General features: G+C 59.0%; 15 protein-coding genes and 2 pseudogenes. 11 read left to right on the top strand and 6 right to left on the bottom strand.

All coding sequences use genetic code 11. The annotated features are described in order from the left end of the window. Positions 1-132, bottom strand: a pseudogene (locus tag ESO89_RS15500) (IS5/IS1182 family transposase); the annotation flags it as partial. Positions 133-559: 427 nt separating this feature from the next. On the opposite strand from ESO89_RS15500, the gene ESO89_RS15505 reads away from it, so the two are divergent. From ESO89_RS15505 to ESO89_RS15520, 4 genes are all read left to right on the top strand, one after another. Then, the gene (locus ESO89_RS15505; protein ID WP_128906356.1) at positions 560-1,348 is read left to right on the top strand and encodes an SDR family oxidoreductase; all 789 of its coding nucleotides are present in this window, start codon (positions 560-562) and stop codon (positions 1,346-1,348) included. Then, the gene (locus ESO89_RS15510; protein WP_128906357.1) at positions 1,345-1,692 is read left to right on the top strand and encodes a cupin domain-containing protein; all 348 of its coding nucleotides are present in this window, start codon (positions 1,345-1,347) and stop codon (positions 1,690-1,692) included. The genes ESO89_RS15505 and ESO89_RS15510 overlap by 4 nt, the downstream gene beginning before the upstream one ends. A gap of 3 nt (positions 1,693-1,695) precedes the next feature. Beyond that, complete coding sequence (locus ESO89_RS15515; protein WP_128906358.1) at positions 1,696-2,517, top strand: fumarylacetoacetate hydrolase family protein; 822 nt, start codon at positions 1,696-1,698, stop codon at positions 2,515-2,517. Between the two features lie 754 nt (positions 2,518-3,271). Continuing rightward, complete coding sequence (locus ESO89_RS15520; protein ID WP_050033929.1) at positions 3,272-4,546, top strand: IS4 family transposase; 1,275 nt, start codon at positions 3,272-3,274, stop codon at positions 4,544-4,546. A gap of 845 nt (positions 4,547-5,391) precedes the next feature. Here ESO89_RS15520 and ESO89_RS15525 read toward each other — a convergent pair. The 3 genes from ESO89_RS15525 to tcuA all read right to left on the bottom strand — a co-directional run bounded on the left by ESO89_RS15525 (position 5,392) and on the right by tcuA (position 8,844). Next, positions 5,392-6,144 (bottom strand): IclR family transcriptional regulator, encoded by a 753-nt coding sequence (locus ESO89_RS15525; protein WP_128906359.1) that lies wholly within the window; start codon positions 6,142-6,144, stop codon positions 5,392-5,394. Between the two features lie 148 nt (positions 6,145-6,292). Further along, positions 6,293-7,438 carry a 2-methylaconitate cis-trans isomerase PrpF family protein gene (locus ESO89_RS15530; protein ID WP_128906360.1) on the bottom strand — a complete coding sequence of 382 codons (1,146 nt, stop codon included), beginning with the start codon at positions 7,436-7,438 and terminating at the stop codon, positions 6,293-6,295. After that, positions 7,435-8,844, bottom strand: coding sequence for an FAD-dependent tricarballylate dehydrogenase TcuA (gene tcuA, locus ESO89_RS15535; protein ID WP_128906361.1), 1,410 nt, complete (start codon positions 8,842-8,844; stop codon positions 7,435-7,437). Before tcuA ends, ESO89_RS15530 begins: the two co-directional genes overlap by 4 nt. Before the next feature lie 93 nt (positions 8,845-8,937). Here tcuA and ESO89_RS19075 point away from each other — a divergent pair. Together ESO89_RS19075 and ESO89_RS19080 are read left to right on the top strand one after the other, a co-directional pair. Further along, positions 8,938-9,357: pseudogene (locus ESO89_RS19075) on the top strand (alcohol dehydrogenase catalytic domain-containing protein); the annotation flags it as partial. Between the two features lie 72 nt (positions 9,358-9,429). After that, positions 9,430-10,044 carry a zinc-binding dehydrogenase gene (locus ESO89_RS19080; protein ID WP_241686264.1) on the top strand — a complete coding sequence of 205 codons (615 nt, stop codon included), beginning with the start codon at positions 9,430-9,432 and terminating at the stop codon, positions 10,042-10,044. Between the two features lie 212 nt (positions 10,045-10,256). Here ESO89_RS19080 and ESO89_RS15545 read toward each other — a convergent pair whose 3' ends face one another. Together ESO89_RS15545 and ESO89_RS15550 are read right to left on the bottom strand one after the other, a co-directional pair. Next, positions 10,257-11,231 (bottom strand): aminopeptidase, encoded by a 975-nt coding sequence (locus ESO89_RS15545; protein ID WP_164932819.1) that lies wholly within the window; start codon positions 11,229-11,231, stop codon positions 10,257-10,259. Between the two features lie 356 nt (positions 11,232-11,587). Beyond that, entirely contained in the window at positions 11,588-12,361 is a 774-nt protein-coding gene (locus ESO89_RS15550) for an IclR family transcriptional regulator (RefSeq protein ID WP_128906364.1), read from the bottom strand. A gap of 194 nt (positions 12,362-12,555) precedes the next feature. Here ESO89_RS15550 and ESO89_RS19240 point away from each other — a divergent pair, with 194 nt between their 5' ends. The 5 genes from ESO89_RS19240 (at position 12,556) to ESO89_RS15570 (ending at position 17,119) form a co-directional block, all read left to right on the top strand. Next, complete coding sequence (locus ESO89_RS19240) at positions 12,556-12,681, top strand: hypothetical protein (protein WP_277750278.1); 126 nt, start codon at positions 12,556-12,558, stop codon at positions 12,679-12,681. A gap of 64 nt (positions 12,682-12,745) precedes the next feature. Beyond that, the gene (locus ESO89_RS15555) at positions 12,746-13,723 is read left to right on the top strand and encodes an aminopeptidase (RefSeq protein WP_128906365.1); all 978 of its coding nucleotides are present in this window, start codon (positions 12,746-12,748) and stop codon (positions 13,721-13,723) included. A gap of 243 nt (positions 13,724-13,966) precedes the next feature. Beyond that, the gene (locus ESO89_RS15560) at positions 13,967-14,920 is read left to right on the top strand and encodes a Bug family tripartite tricarboxylate transporter substrate binding protein (protein WP_206731782.1); all 954 of its coding nucleotides are present in this window, start codon (positions 13,967-13,969) and stop codon (positions 14,918-14,920) included. A 96-nt stretch (positions 14,921-15,016) separates the two neighbouring features. Then, positions 15,017-15,628 carry a tripartite tricarboxylate transporter TctB family protein gene (locus tag ESO89_RS15565; RefSeq protein ID WP_128906366.1) on the top strand — a complete coding sequence of 204 codons (612 nt, stop codon included), beginning with the start codon at positions 15,017-15,019 and terminating at the stop codon, positions 15,626-15,628. Continuing rightward, positions 15,629-17,119, top strand: coding sequence for a tripartite tricarboxylate transporter permease (locus tag ESO89_RS15570; protein ID WP_128906367.1), 1,491 nt, complete (start codon positions 15,629-15,631; stop codon positions 17,117-17,119). Positions 17,120-17,268: the final 149 nt, after the last annotated feature.

Genomic DNA, 17,268 nt, shown 5'->3' on the forward strand with positions numbered 1-17,268 from the left:
ACAGTGAAGCGAAACGAGTGCATAGTCGGCGAATCCGCCGCCACCGTCCGGGGCGGCGGATTCGCCTCCATCGCCAGTAACTCTTTGAGCAACCGGTACAACCTCCCCGATGAAGCGGGAGATTTGCGTCATAGACAACCGCATTCTCCCGCTTCAACTCCTTTGATTTAGTGGCCTACCCCGCTGCTGTATGGTGATTCAACACAGCCATCCAGACGCTTTACGTCTACTGCTCTATTATCCGATGTGGAATCCGAACTGTCGACAGAGCAATTAATGTAACTGATACGCTTGCCATTCGACTGGAATGAGAATCGATATTTCTCTCTTCGTGGGACTTTCGCACCTAATCTGTCCGGTTCGTGAGTGCGAGGTCAACGACGTTGGGATGCTCCCTTCGTTGCACTCGGCGCTGTCGCCGAACACGATCCGATTACAGGGGTCTGTGTCCATCGGCGGGATCGATGGAACCCGATGCGTAGCGGTCGCATCGCTCGCCTGAACTCCGTCCGTTGCCTCTAAGGAAACGTTTTCACACGGCACTTTGGATGGGTAGTACATGGATTTACAGATCGATGGAAACGTGGCCCTCGTCACGGCATCGTCCAGCGGACTCGGAAAGGCATCGGCGAAGGCGCTGGCCCGTGAGGGCGCCGACGTCGTCATCAATGGACGGGATGAAGAGCGACTGACTGCCGCCAAGGAGGAGGTCGAAGCGGTCGCGATGGGCGAAGTCGTCGCACAGCCCGCGGACCTGACTGACGCAGACGAGGTTGCGGCTCTCGTGGAGGCGACCGTCGACGAGTTCGGCACGATCGACCACCTCGTGACGAGCGCGGGCGGGCCGCCCTCGGGTTCATTCCTCGACACCGACGACGAGGACTGGCAGCACGCCTACGACCTGCTCGTAATGAGTGTCGTCCGACTGGCGCGGGAGTCGTACCCGTACCTCAAGGAGGGTGACGGCGGCACCATCGTCAACATCACCTCCCGCAGCGTCAAGGAGGCCATCGACAGCCTCGTGCTCTCGAACTCCGTCCGGATGAGCGTCATCGGACTGGAGAAGACCCTCTCCAAGGAGTTCGCCCCGGAGATCCGCGCGAACGCCGTATTGCCGGGCCCCCACGAGACGAGCCGGATCCGGGACCTCGTCGAGGCTGCCGTCGAACGCGGCGAGTACGACTCCTACGAGGAGGGGCTCGACGACTGGGCGCAGAACCCGCTCGAACGCATCGGCGACCCGATGGAACTCGGCAACACCGTCGCGTTTCTCTCGTCGCCAACGTCCGGCTACGTCAACGGCACTGCGCTTCCGATCGATGGCGGCGCGACGGGGTCGAATCTATGAAGCCGGTCGCGTTCGACGACGCCGAGACGTACGAGCCCGAGGACGGCTGGCGGCGCGTGTCGATGGCGGGCAGCGACCAGTTCTCCTTCGAGTGGTTCGAGAAGCCGCCGGGCCATAGCTCGCCGATGCACGATCACGAGAACGAACAGGTGTGTCTCTGCTTAGAGGGTGAGCTCACGGTCGCCACCGAGGACGACTCGGTCACGCTCCAGAAGAACGATTCCGTTCTCTTGAAGTCCAACGAGACCCACCGAGTCGAGAACACCGGCGACGGGCTCGCGGTCGGGCTCGACGTGTTCGCGCCCGGGCGCTCGTTCGACTTCTGGACGGACCGCGAGGAGTGAGCGATGAAGTACCTCGCACGCACGGCGACCGGCGACCCGCTGCTCGGCGACGGTGAGGGGTACGTCCCTCTTGACGCCGTCGAGCCCGATCTGAGGAGCGTCCGCGACGCGCTGCCGCGCGCTGCCGCTGGGACGCTCGGCGATGTCGCCGACGCTCCCGCCGAACCCGTCCCAGCGAAAGATTTGTCGTTCGGGGCACCGCTCGAATCGTTTGGGAAGCTCTGGGGCATCGGGCTGAACTACGCGGAACACGCCGGAGACCTCGACGAGGACCGACCGGACGAGCCGGCGAGCTTCATGAAGCCGCCGTCGGTCTTGACGGGGCCGAGCGGACCGATCTGTCTGCCGCCGGAGTCACAGAGCAATCGAGTGACTGCCGAGGCGGAGCTGGCCGTCGTGATGGGACGCACGTGCCGGAACGTTGCGGAGACCGCGTTCGAGGACGTGGTGGCGGGCTTCCTCCCGGTGATCGACATGACCGCCGAAGACGTGCTCCAGCGGAACCCCCGGTTCCTCACGCGGGCGAAGAGCTACGACACCTTCCTCGTTCCCGGCGCTGCGCTCGCGATCCCGGAGGAGCCGTTTGACCTCGACGCCCTCTCCGTGCAGACAGCGGTCAACGGCGAGGTGCAGGCCGAAAACGAGATCCGGAATATGCTGTTTCCCCCGGCGGAAATCGTCTCGTTTCACTCTGACGTGATGACACTGGAGCCGGGCGACCTGTTCAGCACGGGGACGCCCGGTGCTGCGCACATTGAGCCCGGCGACGAGGTACGGGCGGTCGTCGAGTCGATCGGTACCGTTGAAGCGCCTGTGACGCGGTAGAGAGGCTCACCCCGTATTAGTTCATCACTATACGCTGATCCGGTCCGCCGTGATCTGACGGCCTCGATCAAATAGGACTCGACTCTGAGAGATCTAAGGCTAGCGGTGAGGGCCGCTACGTCGACTCCGGGGACGTGTGAAACAAGGAGAACCATCCAGAGAGTGTCAACGCTGTCGCGGAGTGGTTGGTCACAACTTCGGCGGATAGATTTGACGTGTGCCTCCTATTCGGGAGTTTATGGAAGTTACAAGGCTAAAACCCCGCCCTGAAGGGCGGGGAGGGTGTCAACCAGACGCGGCCTCGAAGGAGTCCGAATCGGTGGTACTAGGCGATTAGTGACTCCTCTGTATTGACTGTAACCAAGTTAGAACACATCACTCGATAAGGATTTCAACAGAGCCGGAGAAAAATATGTTTAATTTATCAATTAGCCGTAACCATCACAAAGTTCGACTGAACCCGATAGATATGATGAATAAACATTTCAATTTTTAACATAATTATTATATCTGTCTTCTAGAACCCCTTCCAGACAGTATTTCGATCCAGATCTAGCTCGAGACGTAACGTCACGGTCATCACGCAAAAAATATCGAGATCCCGTTGTTGACACTCAATATCCTGCCTGATTCAACGACCATCCGTCTTTAGTTAGGAGACGAACCGCATGACAGCGGCGGCGTATCGAGGTATGTTTGCGGAAGGAACGAGGAGGCAACGAGTGTGTACCACGAAACCTCCTCATCTCGGATTATGCGTCGGCTCACTACGCTTTTTCCATCTGAGTTCCTCGAAGAGCACGCCGAGGAACTCGGCGTGGTCGAACGTGATCGCAAGCTCCAGATTCCCGCCTTCGTCTGGTCGTTCGTGTTCGGCTTCGCCGCAGGCGAACGCCGAACACTCGCAGGGTTTCGTCGCAGCTACAACTCGACAGCTGACGAGCCGATCTCTCCCGGCGGCTTCTACCAGCGGTTGACACCGTCGCTCGTGGAGTACCTCCGTGACCTCGTCGAGCGAGGTCTCGACGAGGTCGCAGTCCCAGACGCTGTCGGTGCTGATATCGACCGGTTCAAGGACGTGATGATCGCTGATGGAACGGTGTTGCGGTTACACGAGTTTCTCTCCGATGAGTACGAAGCCCGTCACGAGGAGCAGGCTGGAGCGAAGCTCCACCTGCTCCACAATGCTACTGACCAGACGATTGAACGGCTCGACGTAACCGACGAGAAAACACACGACAGCACGCTGTTCAAGACAGGCACGTGGCTTGAAAACCGCCTCGTGTTGTTCGACTTGGCGTACTTCAAGTACCGCCGGTTTGCGTTGATCGACGAGAACGGCGGCTCCTTCGTGAGCCGGCTGAAACAGAACGCGAATCCGGTGATAACGGAGGAGTTACGGGAATGGCGCGGGCGCGCCATTCCCTTAGAAGGCAAGCAGCTCCGAGCTGTTCTCGATGATCTCGACCGGAGGTACATCGATGTGGAGGTCGAAGTCGAGTTCAAGCGCGGGCCGTACGAGGGGACGCGCTCGCTGGATACGAAGCGGTTCCGCGTCGTCGGCGTCCGCAACGAGGACGCCGACGACTACCATCTGTACGTGACGAATCTGTCGAGAGAGGAGTTCTTTCCGGCAGACCTAGCGCAGATCTACCGGTGTCGGTGGGAAGTTGAGTTGCTGTTCCGTGAGTTGAAGACGCAGTACGACCTGGACGAGTTCGACACGAGCAACGAGCACGTGGTGAAGATCTTACTGTACGCAGCGCTGCTGTCACTGCTTGTGAGCCGTGATTTGTTGGATCTGGTCACCGAGCAGGCTGACGATGAGCTCGTGTTTCCACCGGAGCGCTGGGCGGCGACCTTCCGGTCGCACGCCCAGCTCATCCTCCACGACCTCGGTGAGCACCTCGGTTATTCGCCACCGCCGCTGTTGGAGCGGCTGATCAAGGACGCACAGAAGATCCACAAGCAACGACCGATCTTACAAGAGACGCTCGCTACCGCTACGCAACCGAGGTGTGAGTCTTAACTAAAGACGAATGATTCAACGACAAACGATTAGCTGTGTGCTCCTCACGATCGTGAGACTGATAGAGACGGTCAGAATGTGCCGCTCTCGGACGTATCTACTTCTCGATTGACAGAGCGTTCTTCATTGAGGTATGCGAGCCATGCAACGACTCTAATCTTGTATCTCGCAGCTAACGTGGGTGATTTCGTCCGGGCTCTCAGTCGAACAATTTCTTGCTTCTGTGCCGGGACCCACGGTGATCGAGACGATGCCTTATGTATAATTTGAATTATGATATAGTAAAACCCTCTATTTTTCGACTGCTTATTCATATTTGGAATCTAATAGTATACCTTGCTATGTCGTTCGTTTTGTCGGGCCACATTGAACTCGGGGAATTTTGATATCTACATTCCATTACAGTAGTACGATTGTAATTTTCTATTACCACAGGATGTCTGTGCTTGCCCATTACAGTAGTATGTCTGTAATTTCTTCTCGGGTTAGCAGGCCGATCAAACCCTTTCGGAGCCACGACAGGGTGTGGATTTTGTTTAAGCGTCATTCGGATATTCGATTCCTCTGGGGTTTCTCTCTTGTATGTGTTTATCTATATCCCTCATCGCGGGATAGATTGCACACGAGAAGCGTTCGACACATGTTCCTTCTCCTCCAACTTCCGCTGAATATTGGTTAACAGGTGTGAAATTGCCCGAATAGGAGGTCCGTTTACTAAATCAGTCCATTTTCAATTTCCCGTAACGTGGGATAGTATAAGGATCAATGTGAATGATAGATCGACACGCTCCGGGAAATTTCACGAATAGGCGGGTCGAATAACTCCGGTTTAGGTGCAAGGTGACCTACAAATACTCGATGTTCAACTCGATCTCGTTAACAGTGCCCAACAAGAGCTTCGGGAGTTCTTCGCGGAAGTAATCGCCCGTCAGGCGGTTAGCTGGTCCCGACACGCTGATGGCCCCGAGCACTGTGTCGCCCTTGTGTCGGATCGGAACGCCGACCGCTCGGAGGCCGGACGTTGACTCCTCATCGTTGAACGCGTACCCCCGATCTCTGATAATTTCGAGTTCCTCATCGAGCGCCTCTCGCTCGGCCGTTTCTGGTGTGACAACCTTATCAAGTATCTCATCACGGCGGTCAGCTGGCAGATTCGCTAGGATTGCCTTTCCTGCCGCGCTCACGTGAAGAGGGCCGCGCTTACCGATCGTCGCATCCGTCTTGACCGCGTCCGGCCCCGCGTGGGTGTACATGTACACCCGTTCGCCGTGCTCCTCAGTAATGAACTGGACGCGTTCCGATGTCTCCTCGCTCAACTGTCTGACTTTCTTGTGAATCAGCTCGTTCGCGAGGAGCGTCTCGCGTCGCCGCCCCCCATGAGTAAGGAAGCGGAGGCTCAATTCGTACCCGTTTCCATCCCGAACGACGTACCCGCGTTCGTGTAACGTGGTGAGATGGCGATGCGCTGTGCTCGTCCCGATCCCGACACCCTTAGCCACTTCGTCAATACCCGCCTTTCCAGCCTCATGGAGGTACTGAACGATGTCGAATGTCGTCTCGACCGCTTTGACCCGCGATCGGTCTGATCTGTTTTCCATACCCACACAAACACGAACAGGGGTAATAATGGTCCCGCATTGCGGGATGTGATCAGTTCATTCTTTAGGGGACGGTTACCCTTGACTCGCCCGCAAGTCGCACTTCGCGCCGGACACAAGAAGTGTTTGACAAGTGGTGGGAAAGAGTTCAGTCTGAACGGTAGTATCCCGTTCCATCCATCAATCGACGCTGGGTCCTGTAGACGGTCACGGACTCGACCCCGGGAGCCGATCGGTCGACCTCAGCGGCTGCAGACATCGTTCCCTTCGGGTGCCCCAACGTGACAGTCGTCTCGGGATCCGAGACAACCTCGTTGGGGATCGTCCCGGGAATTTGCGCCGCGGCTGCTGTACAGGAAACGCCAGTGACAGCGTACACAGGGTGGAGCTTCCCCATGCTCATATACCTCGCCGCCAAGTCAATCTCTTCGGCCGCGACGTCACCGCCCTCAGGCGTCGTGTAGTCCGTCGGTGGAGCCACGAAGGCGAGTTTCGGGTAGCCGGGTGTTTCGATCGCGGCGTCAGCTGGGTCGTCGACAAATCCGAGTTCGACCGCGACCGTTCCCCGAATCCGTTCGAGCCGTTCAAGCAGTTTTTCGTCCCCGTCAATTTCCGCACGGCCCTCGATGGCGGTCAGTCCGATGTCCTCCGCGCGGACGAAGGCGATCGGGGTCGTGACATCCAGAACAGTTGTCTCGATCGTTTCCCCGTCGACATCGATCTCGATCGTTGGGCCGCCAAGCGGGAACAATCCGTTCGTCATCGCGCCGGCCGGATCGTGAAACGTCGTGTCGATCCGTGCGCCGGTCCCCGGCACACCGTGGATCTTAAAGTCTCCAACGCTCGCCGCACGGCCGTCGGCAAGCGGCACTGTCTGAGTTATTTCTGAGTCCGTGTTCGTGTTGTACAGCTCGACAGTCACCTCCTCGTCGTCGGAGACAGCAGAAATCATCCCTTCATCGACGGCAAAAGAGCCGATCGCACAGGTGAGGTTTCCACAGTTGCCACCGTAATCGACGACCGCCTCCTCGACGGCCACCTGCCCGAACGTGTAATCGATATCGATTCCCTCGCGATCGCTCGGGGAGACGATCATCAGTTTCGAGGTCGTCGATGTTGCACCGCCGAGTCCGTCTATCTGTCTGTCATCTGGGCTACCGAAAAGTGAGAGGATCGCCTCGTCTTGGTTCTCCTCTGGCAGGTTCGACCGTGGGATGAACACACCCTTGCTCGTACCGCCGCGAACGATGGCACAGTCGATCGTCCGCTGGTCCCCGACCAAACTGTTACTCATTTGTCCAACTCCACATACTCAGCGGTCTCCTCGCCGGCGATCTTTCCGAATACCGCCCCGTTGGCGAGCCCGGTTCCTCCTGGATAGTTGTCGAAGAACAGCCCTCCTGTCGTGTTCCCTGCGACGTACAGACCCGGTATTGGGCGGCCGATCGTGTCGAGTGCCCGGGCTCGGTCGTCGGTCGCAGCACCTCCGAAGCTGAAGGTGATACCGCCCGTGACTCGGTAACCGTGATACGGAGGTTCATCTAGCGGGAGCGCCCAGTTAGATTTCTCGAGGTCAAGGCCCTCGGTATGGTTTCCGTCGAGCGAGTCGGGGTCGAACTCCCCGGGATCCGCCGCCGCGTTGAACTTCTCGACGGTCGAGGCACCCTCTTCGGGAGCGTCACACTCGAGCGCTTTGAGAACCTCCTCAACGGTGTCACCAGTGACCCAGTCGCCAGGACCGGTCGCGCGCATGTGCTGTTTGAGCGGGTCGTCGATGAGAATGAACGCCTCGTGACCGGGCTCCTCGAAAATGATCCGACCTAGCTTCGCGTAGGTGTGTGCACGGGCGTCCTCCCCCTCGTCGAAGAAGCGCTCTCCGTCGTTGTTCAACAGTACGCCGTACTGGTAACCGTCGACCCGGTTCGCGCCGCCCTCGTACTCAGGTGACTCGCTGTCGATGAGTGCCATGTGTGCGCCTCCCCACTGGCCATCGGCCCGAGCACCCGCATCGAGCACCATCTCGACTCCCTCTCCCGTGTTGTACCGGCTCCCACGGACCTTCATCGCGTCGTAGTCCGAACCGTAGTACCGCGTCCGTTTCTCTTCGCTCGACTCGTAGCCGCCGGCGGCGACGACCACGGCATCAGCGTGGTACTCAACATCGCCGTCATCGCTTCGTGCACGGATACCCGAGACGACCCCGTTGTCGAACAGGATCTCGCGAGCCTCGGTACGGTACTCGAACGTTGCGCCTTCCTCCTCGGCAGACTCGACGAGGTCTGCAACGAGCTCTTCGCCGTCGAAGAACGTTCTCGCGACTGTGTACCCTACGTTAAGCGGTTCCATGTCCCATTTCACGCCGCGCTCGGTCAGCCAGTCGACTGTGGGGCCGATGTTGTCGACGATGGTTCGAGCTAGATCCTCGTCTGCCCGCCCATTCGTCTGTTTCATAATGTCCGCGTAGAAGTTGTCAGGTGTGTAATCATCTATATTGTACTCGTACCCGTACTCCTCCAAGTCCGAATCGGACGACGCGACTCGGAACGACTCGCTGTACCGCGTGTGCCCGCCCCGCTTCGCTTTCGGTGATTTCTCGATGACAGTTACGTCAAGCCCCAGTTCGACCGCGCGGTTCGCCGCGCTCAGCCCGGCAATTCCACAGCCTACAACCACAACATCTTGGTCGGTAACGATTTGCATCTCCTGTGGTTATCTATGATGAACCGACATAGACGTTTCGTCCCTGACTGTCGCTGTCAGAGGATATATTGGGACGGTCGTTGAGAGTGGAGTATGGACGCAGTTGTGATCAATGAGTTCGAGTCATTCGACGTGGCAAACGTCCCTCGCCCCGAGCCGAGCGCCGGAGAGGTTCTGATAGATGTCTCGCGAGTCCAGTTGAGCGTGACCGAGTGCCTGCTTTATCGGGGGGAGTCGGTCGCCCACTACGATACGGTGAAACGCCAAATTCGGGAGGGGAACCCCTACACACGGCTATTCGGTCACGAGTTCTGCGGGACCGTCACTGAATGCGGTCCGGAGGTCGACAGCTACCAAGTGGGTGACCGCGTGTACGCACCCGGTAAGATTCACTGTGGAGCGTGTCCGTATTGTCGGTCGGGACACGAGAACTACTGCCCGAACACCGAAGCGATCGGTTACGATCGGCCGGGAACTCTCGCAGAGTACGCCCGACTCCCCGTCGAGCCGCTCCGGCGGGTTCCGGCAGGTGTCTCGGACGCAGAGGGGGCAGCACTCCAACCGCTCGCAAGCTCTGTGCTGTGTATGGTCGACGCCGACATCGATCCGGGAGACGACGTACTCGTCGTCGGCGCCGGCGTCATGGGGTTCCAGTGTGCCCTGCTGGCAAAGCGGTTCGGCGCCGAGTCGGTATACGTCACAGACATTCGCGACCGTCCGCTCGATATCGCTGCAGCCAACGGCGTGGTTCCCATCGACGCGACCCAGACCGATCCCGTGGCCGCAGTTCGCGAGGCGACTGGTGGGTTGGGAGCGGACGTGGCCGTTGAGGCGGTCGGCGGCGCCCAGTCGCACGCAACCAGCGGTGACGACCCTCTCGCACAGGCCTTCCGCGCGGTTCGCCGGGGAGGGACCGTCCTGCAGGTCGGTCACATCTCGGGTGACGTCGAGATGACGCCCCGCTCGGCCAGGTCGAAGGCCATCCGCTGGGAGAACCCTCGGAAGGGGGTCGCCGATCTCGGTCCGGGGACCGACACGGGGACGCTCGCGGGCGAGTTCGTCGCGAGCGGGGCGGTCCCGATCGGTGAGTACGTCACTCACGAACTTGCCGGACTCGGGTCGTTCGGCACCGCTGTGGACATTACGCTCGAAAAGAAGGCCCACGACGCACTTGGACCCGCGCAGATCGTCCTCGACTAACGGGCTCCGGAGACAGACGGACCGCCGCCTGGGCGTCGAACGATCTCGACGCCGTCTCCACCACCCGACCTCGGGGCTCCCGCGAAGCAAGGGTGTCAGCGCAAGAACTCGATCGAGTTCACATCATTCTTCGTCGTCAAAAACCTCCGCCGCAACGCCTTCCGGTCGTATCGGTTCGATCGACCGACTCCTTTGTCGATCGATCCGGTCGCTTAGTCGAAAAGCGATTCGACGAGCGTGCCGTCGTCAACGACAACCTCGCCGTCGAGTCGGACCGTCGGCGTCCGGACGACACCGTCGAGGTGAATATCGCTTTTGAGCGTGCCACCGAGCGACTCGTTGTCGCCGACTGCGAAGTGGACGGTCCCCGCCTTCTTCTTGTCCTCCGCGAGGTTGCCAATGAGCTTTGCTTCCGGGTTAGTTCCGATCGCGAACTCCGCGATGTTGCCGGCGTTCTCGTCATTCTCGTCGATGATCCGGCGCAGTTCGTCGGCGTCGTCACCACCAGTAACATCGGTGACAAAGCCGTCCTCGACTTCGAGGGTGATCGGCTCGTCGACCTGTCCGAGGTTGTCCATCGAGACGTCGACGACGATCTCGCCGTTCGCGGTCCCCTCCGCCGGATGGGTGGGAGACTCTCCCGGCGGGAGCGTCGCGAAGCCGTAGTTTTCGTGAAAGTAGCCGTCCAAGGAGAACGCCGAACAGCCCTCTAGACTGAAGGAGATATCCGTGCCCTTGTCGCTCGTGACGTGGGCCTCGGAGGCTGCATCGAGTACGTCGCGGACCGCCTCAGTCCGCCGACGAAGCATTTCGAAGTCGACGCTCATCGCGCCCTCGACCATCATGTCTTCGGTGACGCTCCGGAGAATGCCGAACCGCGTGCCGGCCTCGGCGGCCGCCAGCCGCGACCTCGTGTGAGTGATCGCGTGGCTCGTACAGGTGAACGCCACGTCTGCGGCGGCCATCGCTTTCGCCACTGTCTCCGGAGGCTCGTTGCCGTGGCTCTCAAGTAGCGGCATCGTTGTCGTGATCGCCTCCGCGTCCGCCCCCGCCGCAGCTCGTGCAATGCTCCGGGCAACTCGTTCCTTTCTCGCGTCCGCGATAACGAGAACCTCCTCGTCGGGCTGGACATCGAGACAGTCCTCGACGATACCACGTGCTGCCGCCGCCATTTCGACGTCTAACATTATGACCAAATGGAACGATTGTTGGTGAATACATAAACACATCGGTGCGATTCGATCACACACATTGGTATAACATCTGGTCGGGAACTGTTCTCGGAACCGACGCCCTGAGCCGTCAAATCATTGACGGCGGAGTTCCGCTAGAGCGGTTTGTCGTGGTTTCGCCGATCGAAAACTGACGGGAGAGGTGTAGATACTCAGTATCTCTACTCGAAGTATTATCGACCCCAGTCGAAACGGAACATCTATTTCGCATGACCGGAATATTCTGTGATTGCTCATAATGGTTCCCGTATAACGGGAACAGATCCCGACGCGCTTAGCGTTGACAGCCCGTTCGAATGTGTCCTACTTGCTTAATCCACCTCGTAGGCTAGCTTCAGTTCCAGCTCATTTGTCGCGGCTAAGACCAGATTGGGAAGCTCCTCGCGATAGAGATCTCCTTTAAATCGATGTGCCGGTCCGGAGATACTCAAGCTACCAACTGGGACCCCGTCAGAGTCACAGACGGCTGCACCAACTGCACGCAGTCCGGGCGTCGCTTCCTCGTTGTTGAACGCAATACCCGACTCCCGGATCGTATCGAGTTCTGCAAACAGCTCCTCACGGTCGGTAATTGTCTGCTCCGTCGACGCTGAGAGTCCGTGCTCATCAATAATCTCTTCAACCCGCTCCTTGGGAAGCTCTGCTAGGATGGCTTTGCTCGACGCATTTTTATGAAGCGGACCGTTCTTCCCGAAACTCGCGTCTGTCTGTACCGCGTTCTCGCCAGATTGAGTGTAAAGGTAATATCTGAGCCCGTTCTCTTCGACAACGAACTGGACTCGTTCGCCTGTCTCTGCGGCGAGTTGGTCTACTTTCTGTTTTGCGAGGTCGAACACTTGTTTGTTAGTCTGAACGTGTCCTCCTAGAGTTAGAAACCGCATTCCAAGCCTATACTCTGTCCCTTCACGCACGAGGTAGCCGTGCTTTCGGAGGGTATTAAGATGGCGATGTACTGTACTCGTGGAAATCTCTAGTTCCGTCGCAATTTCCGACAGAGTACTTTCGCCATTGGACTCGATAGCATGAACGATCGAGAGCGCCGTATCGAGCGTCGAAACCGTGTCGTTTTCGCTGTTATCGGTCATAGTTCAACCGTGGAGATTATACTACTTAGTTTTCCCGAATAACGGGAAAATTCACATATGCGTGTTATTCTGGATATGATGTGTATACACCGGGAGATTGACCGAATTCGACTGATTGACCGAATTTTCATAGTGGAGTGTTGTGATTAGTTACCCAGGATTGTCGCAAACTGATTTGTGAAACCCCGAGAGGAATGGAAACCGTCGAAGATCCCGGCGGCATGGGATTGAACAACGTCGTGGTCTACGGCAAAATCGCAGCCGAGCCGGCGGCCGACAAGCTGAAGCACCGAGCCGCGGGAGCGGAGGCCGACGACTGAACGCGCCGCTGTCGGTTCCGCCGAGAGACACACTTTTATAAGCACTTGCAGACTGATTCGAGGTATGGACTCTGTCCAAGAAATGAAAGGCGCGAGCATCGTCGTCGATACCTGTGCGGGAATCCAGCCGGACGAGGACGTTCTAGTCGTCTCGGATTGGGAGGTTGCGGACGTCGCCGAGCGCATCGCTGCGGCCGCAAACGAGCGCGATGCGAACGTCACCATGACGATGATGGACCCACGCGAGTACGACGGTAACGAGCCAGAGCCGTCGGTCGCGGCGGCCATGCTCGAAGCGGACGTGATCATCACACCTGTCCACCGCTCTATCACCCACTCCAGTGCGACGGCCGAAGCCAAAGAGGCCGGTGCACGGGTGATCAGTATGGTGAAGTTCACCGACGAGCAGCTGGTCCAAGGCGGCCTCTACGCCGACTACGAAGGAATGCGGCCGCACTGTGAGGAAATGGCGAAAAAGTTCGGTGAAGCCGATGAGGCTAGGATCACGTCCCCGCAAGGGACCGACGTGACGGTCGGCCTCGAGGGACGCGACGGCAACGCCCATCCGGGGATCGCCCACGAGTCCGGGGAGTTCACGGCACTCGTCCACATCGAGGCCAACATCTCCCCCGTAGAGGGAACCACGAACGGGACCGTCGTCTTCGACGGCGCCATCCCCAATCTCGATATCGGCGTCTTGGAGTCCCCTGTCACGATGGAGATCGAAGACGGTGCAGTCACCTCGGTCGAGGGAGGCAAGGAGGCGAAGAAGATCGAGCGCGTTTGGGCGGAACACGACGATCCGGCGGTCTACAACATCGCCCAGCTCGCGGTCGGCATGAATCCCGAGTGTCCTGAGTTCAACGGCTGGTTCTCGAACGACCACGGCCGCTACGGCAATGTCCACTTTGGGATCGGTACCAGCAGTAACCTCGGCGGCACCACCCGCGCACCCGTTCACTTCGACGCGATGATGGCCGAACCGACGCTCGAACTCGACGACGAGGTCGTCGTCGACGGGGGAGAGTTCACGTTCTTCTGATCCACTCACTATTTTATAATACAATTTATATCGTCGTATAACTCCAAATAATTGGAAGTACAGTACTTATTCCACATCTACAACGTATTCGTTAATAAACTCAATTTATTATAAGAGTCGTTGTATCAAAAGATTCAAATAGGTGTCCTTCATCCACTGCGATGCATGGGAAACAATAACGATCGATCGTCCGCTACCCGTAGGGACTACATCAAGTACGCCGGTACCGCATCGGCGGCAGCAATGACCGGTCTTGCGGGCTGTTCGGGTGGTGGCGACGGCGAGTACCCTAGCGGAGATATCACGTACATTATCCCCTTCTCGGAGGGAGGCGGAACCGACACGTACGCCCGTCAGTTCATCAGCCACATGGGTGACGAGCTAGGCGTCAATATTGCGATCGAGAACGTTCCTGGCGCGGCGTCGCTTCGCGGTACCGGACAGCTGTACAACGCCGAACCCGACGGCTACACCATCGGTGGCTTCAACCCGCCGTCAACGCCGGTCTCGGCCATGGTCAACCCGCCGGAGTTCGACATGACGGAACTTCAGGGCGTCGGGACGTACGCCCGGACGCCCTTCGTCGTCGTCGCCAACCCCAGCTACGAGATCGAGGACTTTGATGACCTGGTGTCTCGCTACGCCGACGGTGACCTCGAAATCTTCTCGGGCAAAGAACGCGGGGGCGTTGACCACGTGCTCGCCTTACTGATGCAGGGGAACGACAGTTACGACCTCCAGTGGGAGCGGTACGTGGGCTACGACGGGACCGGTCCGGCAGTTCAGGCGACGATCTCCGACGAGGTACCCGCGGCTATCGCTACCGACACCGGAGCTGCCGGCGCAGTCGAGGACGACCGTCTCGACGTGATCGCGTGTCTGTCGAGTCAGGGATCCGAGGTGTTCCCCGACATTCCGAGCACCACCGACCTCGGATACGACAATATCGACTACCTCGGGCAGCTCGTTCGCGGCATCTTCGCTCCGGAAGGAACCTCCGAGGACCAAATACAGGTGTTGACAGAGGCTCTCGAGGCTGCTCTCCAGGCGGACGAAGTCCAGAGCTGGTCCGAAGAGACCGGTAATGTCGTCGAGTACGGCGGGCCCGAGAGCGCGTCCAACGCGGTCGCAGACGCGTTCGAACAGATTCCCGATCAGGTCGACCTCGAATCGGTTCGCAACGCCGCGAACGAGTAGACCCACCGATTTCCCCCCCTCCCGAGTTATCATTCGACGCACCCCCAGTTGAGACCATGTGTATTAATAGCACCCAAGATCCAGTACCACGTAAGCATGTCAAGTAAATCGCTGTACCGACGACTGTCCGAAGGATTCGATCAGGAGCGGTTCCTCCTGATCGTTCTCATTCTCGGGTCAGGTCTTGCACTCGCCGAGACGTTCCGCTTCGAAATCAGCGCGGCTGCGCGCTTTCCGCGACTGACGGGAACAGTCGTGTTCGTCGGTGCGCTTCTGCTGCTCTTCTCGAAGTACCTTCCGGGGCCGCTCCGAGTCGCGGTGGAGGAGTCGAGCAGCGTCTTCGAGGCCGACGAGGAGTTCGAGGAGCGGCAACAGCAGACCGCAGAACAGCAACAAGAAGGAACTGACACGACCGAGTCCGACACGGCGGAGAAGGACCGAAACGAACTGTCTACCGTCGGGCGCCCGATCCACGACTCGGTGTTTACCGGTCTTATCGCGACCGGATACGCCGCGCTCGGGTTCGCGATCGGCATCCTCTGGGCGACGCCGCTTTTTGTCGTCGTGTACGGTTATTGGTTTAAATTGCCCCGGTACCTCACGGCGGTGCTCGCCGCCATCGGGTTCGCGATTGCGTACGGGTTCATGTCCGTGCTCGGCGTCCCGCTTGATCGCGGTGAACTGTTTCTCACGGGCGGGGTGTTCTAGATGGCGGCGCTCGCTGCCTTCACGGAGGCGCTCTCGATCGTCTTCAGTTGGCCGACGCCGATCTGGATAATCATCGGGCTGACGCTCGGCATGATCGGCGGCGCGCTCCCAGGGATCGGCTCGTCGCTCGGGATGGCGATCGTCTTACCCCTAACGCTCCCGTTAGGGCCGATCAACGCGATCATCCTTCTCGTCAGCATGTACAGCGGGGCGATGTACGGCGGCAGTATCTCCGCCATCCTCGTAAACGTCCCCGGGACCGGTGGGGCAGCCGCGACGACGTTCGACGGATATCCGATGGCAAAACAGGGGCGCGCTGTCGACGCGCTCTCGATGTCCGCGACCGCGTCCGCGACCGCCGGGTTCCTCTCGGTGCTCACGTTACTGCTCATCTCGCCGATCTTGATCGAGGTCGTGCTGCTGTTCGGTTCGCCGGAGTACTTCCTGATGGCGATCCTCGGACTTTCGATGATCACTATCGTCGCCGAGGGGTCCATGGTCAAAGGGCTCGTCGCCGGCGCGGCCGGCCTGCTGATCACGACGGTCGGTATCGCCCCGAACTCCCCGGAGCTCCGATACACCTTCGGGAGTCTCGGACTCTACGACGGTATCGACTTCATCGCGGCGCTCATCGGGATGTTCGCGGTCGCTGAGATGTTGAAGCTCGCCGGCCAAGAGGGGGGAATCGCCGACACCGAGATCGATCTGTCCGGAAACACGTTCTCGGGTGTTCGGGAGACGCTTTCGCACCCATGGCAGATCATCAAATCTGGCTACATCGGCATGTTTATCGGTGCGATTCCGGGTGCTGGCGCGACCGTCTCGAACTTCATCGCGTACGGCGAGGCGATGCGGAGCTCCGACGATCCCGGTCTGTTCGGTAACGGAGAGCCTCTCGGAGTCATCTCCAGCGAGGCGTCAAACAACGGTACCATCGGCGGATCGCTGATCCCGACCATTTCGTTCGGGATTCCCGGAAGCGGCTCGACCGCCGTGCTGCTCGGCGGACTGCTGATGCACGGACTTCGCCCTGGCCCGCAGCTATTCGAGACTGATCTTCACATCACCTACGCGTTCCTGATCGCGCTTCTGTTCGGCAACATCTTCATCGTCCTGATCGGCGTGCTCGTCGTGACGCGCTTGGCAAAGCTCACCCAAGTCGACACCCATGTCATCATCCCGCTGATCCTCGTGTTGTCGATGGTCGGCGGCTACACGCTCCGATCCAACTGGGTAGACGTGATTACCGTTCTTGTCCTCGGATTCCTCGGATATATCATGGTTCGGAAGAACTACTCGATCATCGCGTTCGTGCTCGGGGTCGTCTTGGGGCCGATCGCCGAGGAGAACCTCATGCGATCGCTTCAGATCTCCGGTGGCTCCTACGATATCTTCGTAACCAAGCCTCTGTCGCTGCTCATCACGGCGGGGATCATCGTGATCCTCCTCGGACCGTACGTCAAACCCGCACTCGAAGAGCGTCTCGGATAGCCCCGATTCGAGCGCATTTCGGATTCGTCCTGCTTTTGTTCGGCTTTCGCGACCGTTTCGGCGGCTGGTGGCTCCCTTCTCGCCTGCTTGTGACGGGGCACTCTGCTGGCGCTTCCAACGGTCCGTCGCACCGTTTGGGCTGGATACCA

The organism is Halorubrum amylolyticum (assembly GCF_004114995.1).
Taxonomy (GTDB): domain Archaea; phylum Halobacteriota; class Halobacteria; order Halobacteriales; family Haloferacaceae; genus Halorubrum; species Halorubrum amylolyticum.

Coding starts and splice junctions, on each gene's coding strand:
- ESO89_RS15505 (WP_128906356.1), top strand. CDS start 560: ATGGATTTACAGATCGATGGAAACGTGGCCCTCGTCACGGCATCGTCC.
- ESO89_RS15510 (WP_128906357.1), top strand. CDS start 1,345: ATGAAGCCGGTCGCGTTCGACGACGCCGAGACGTACGAGCCCGAGGAC.
- ESO89_RS15515 (WP_128906358.1), top strand. CDS start 1,696: ATGAAGTACCTCGCACGCACGGCGACCGGCGACCCGCTGCTCGGCGAC.
- ESO89_RS15520 (WP_050033929.1), top strand. CDS start 3,272: ATGCGTCGGCTCACTACGCTTTTTCCATCTGAGTTCCTCGAAGAGCAC.
- ESO89_RS15525 (WP_128906359.1), bottom strand. CDS start 6,144: ATGGAAAACAGATCAGACCGATCGCGGGTCAAAGCGGTCGAGACGACA.
- ESO89_RS15530 (WP_128906360.1), bottom strand. CDS start 7,438: ATGAGTAACAGTTTGGTCGGGGACCAGCGGACGATCGACTGTGCCATC.
- tcuA (WP_128906361.1), bottom strand. CDS start 8,844: ATGCAAATCGTTACCGACCAAGATGTTGTGGTTGTAGGCTGTGGAATT.
- ESO89_RS19080 (WP_241686264.1), top strand. CDS start 9,430: ATGGTCGACGCCGACATCGATCCGGGAGACGACGTACTCGTCGTCGGC.
- ESO89_RS15545 (WP_164932819.1), bottom strand. CDS start 11,231: ATGTTAGACGTCGAAATGGCGGCGGCAGCACGTGGTATCGTCGAGGAC.
- ESO89_RS15550 (WP_128906364.1), bottom strand. CDS start 12,361: ATGACCGATAACAGCGAAAACGACACGGTTTCGACGCTCGATACGGCG.
- ESO89_RS19240 (WP_277750278.1), top strand. CDS start 12,556: ATGGAAACCGTCGAAGATCCCGGCGGCATGGGATTGAACAACGTCGTG.
- ESO89_RS15555 (WP_128906365.1), top strand. CDS start 12,746: ATGGACTCTGTCCAAGAAATGAAAGGCGCGAGCATCGTCGTCGATACC.
- ESO89_RS15560 (WP_206731782.1), top strand. CDS start 13,967: ATGACCGGTCTTGCGGGCTGTTCGGGTGGTGGCGACGGCGAGTACCCT.
- ESO89_RS15565 (WP_128906366.1), top strand. CDS start 15,017: ATGTCAAGTAAATCGCTGTACCGACGACTGTCCGAAGGATTCGATCAG.
- ESO89_RS15570 (WP_128906367.1), top strand. CDS start 15,629: ATGGCGGCGCTCGCTGCCTTCACGGAGGCGCTCTCGATCGTCTTCAGT.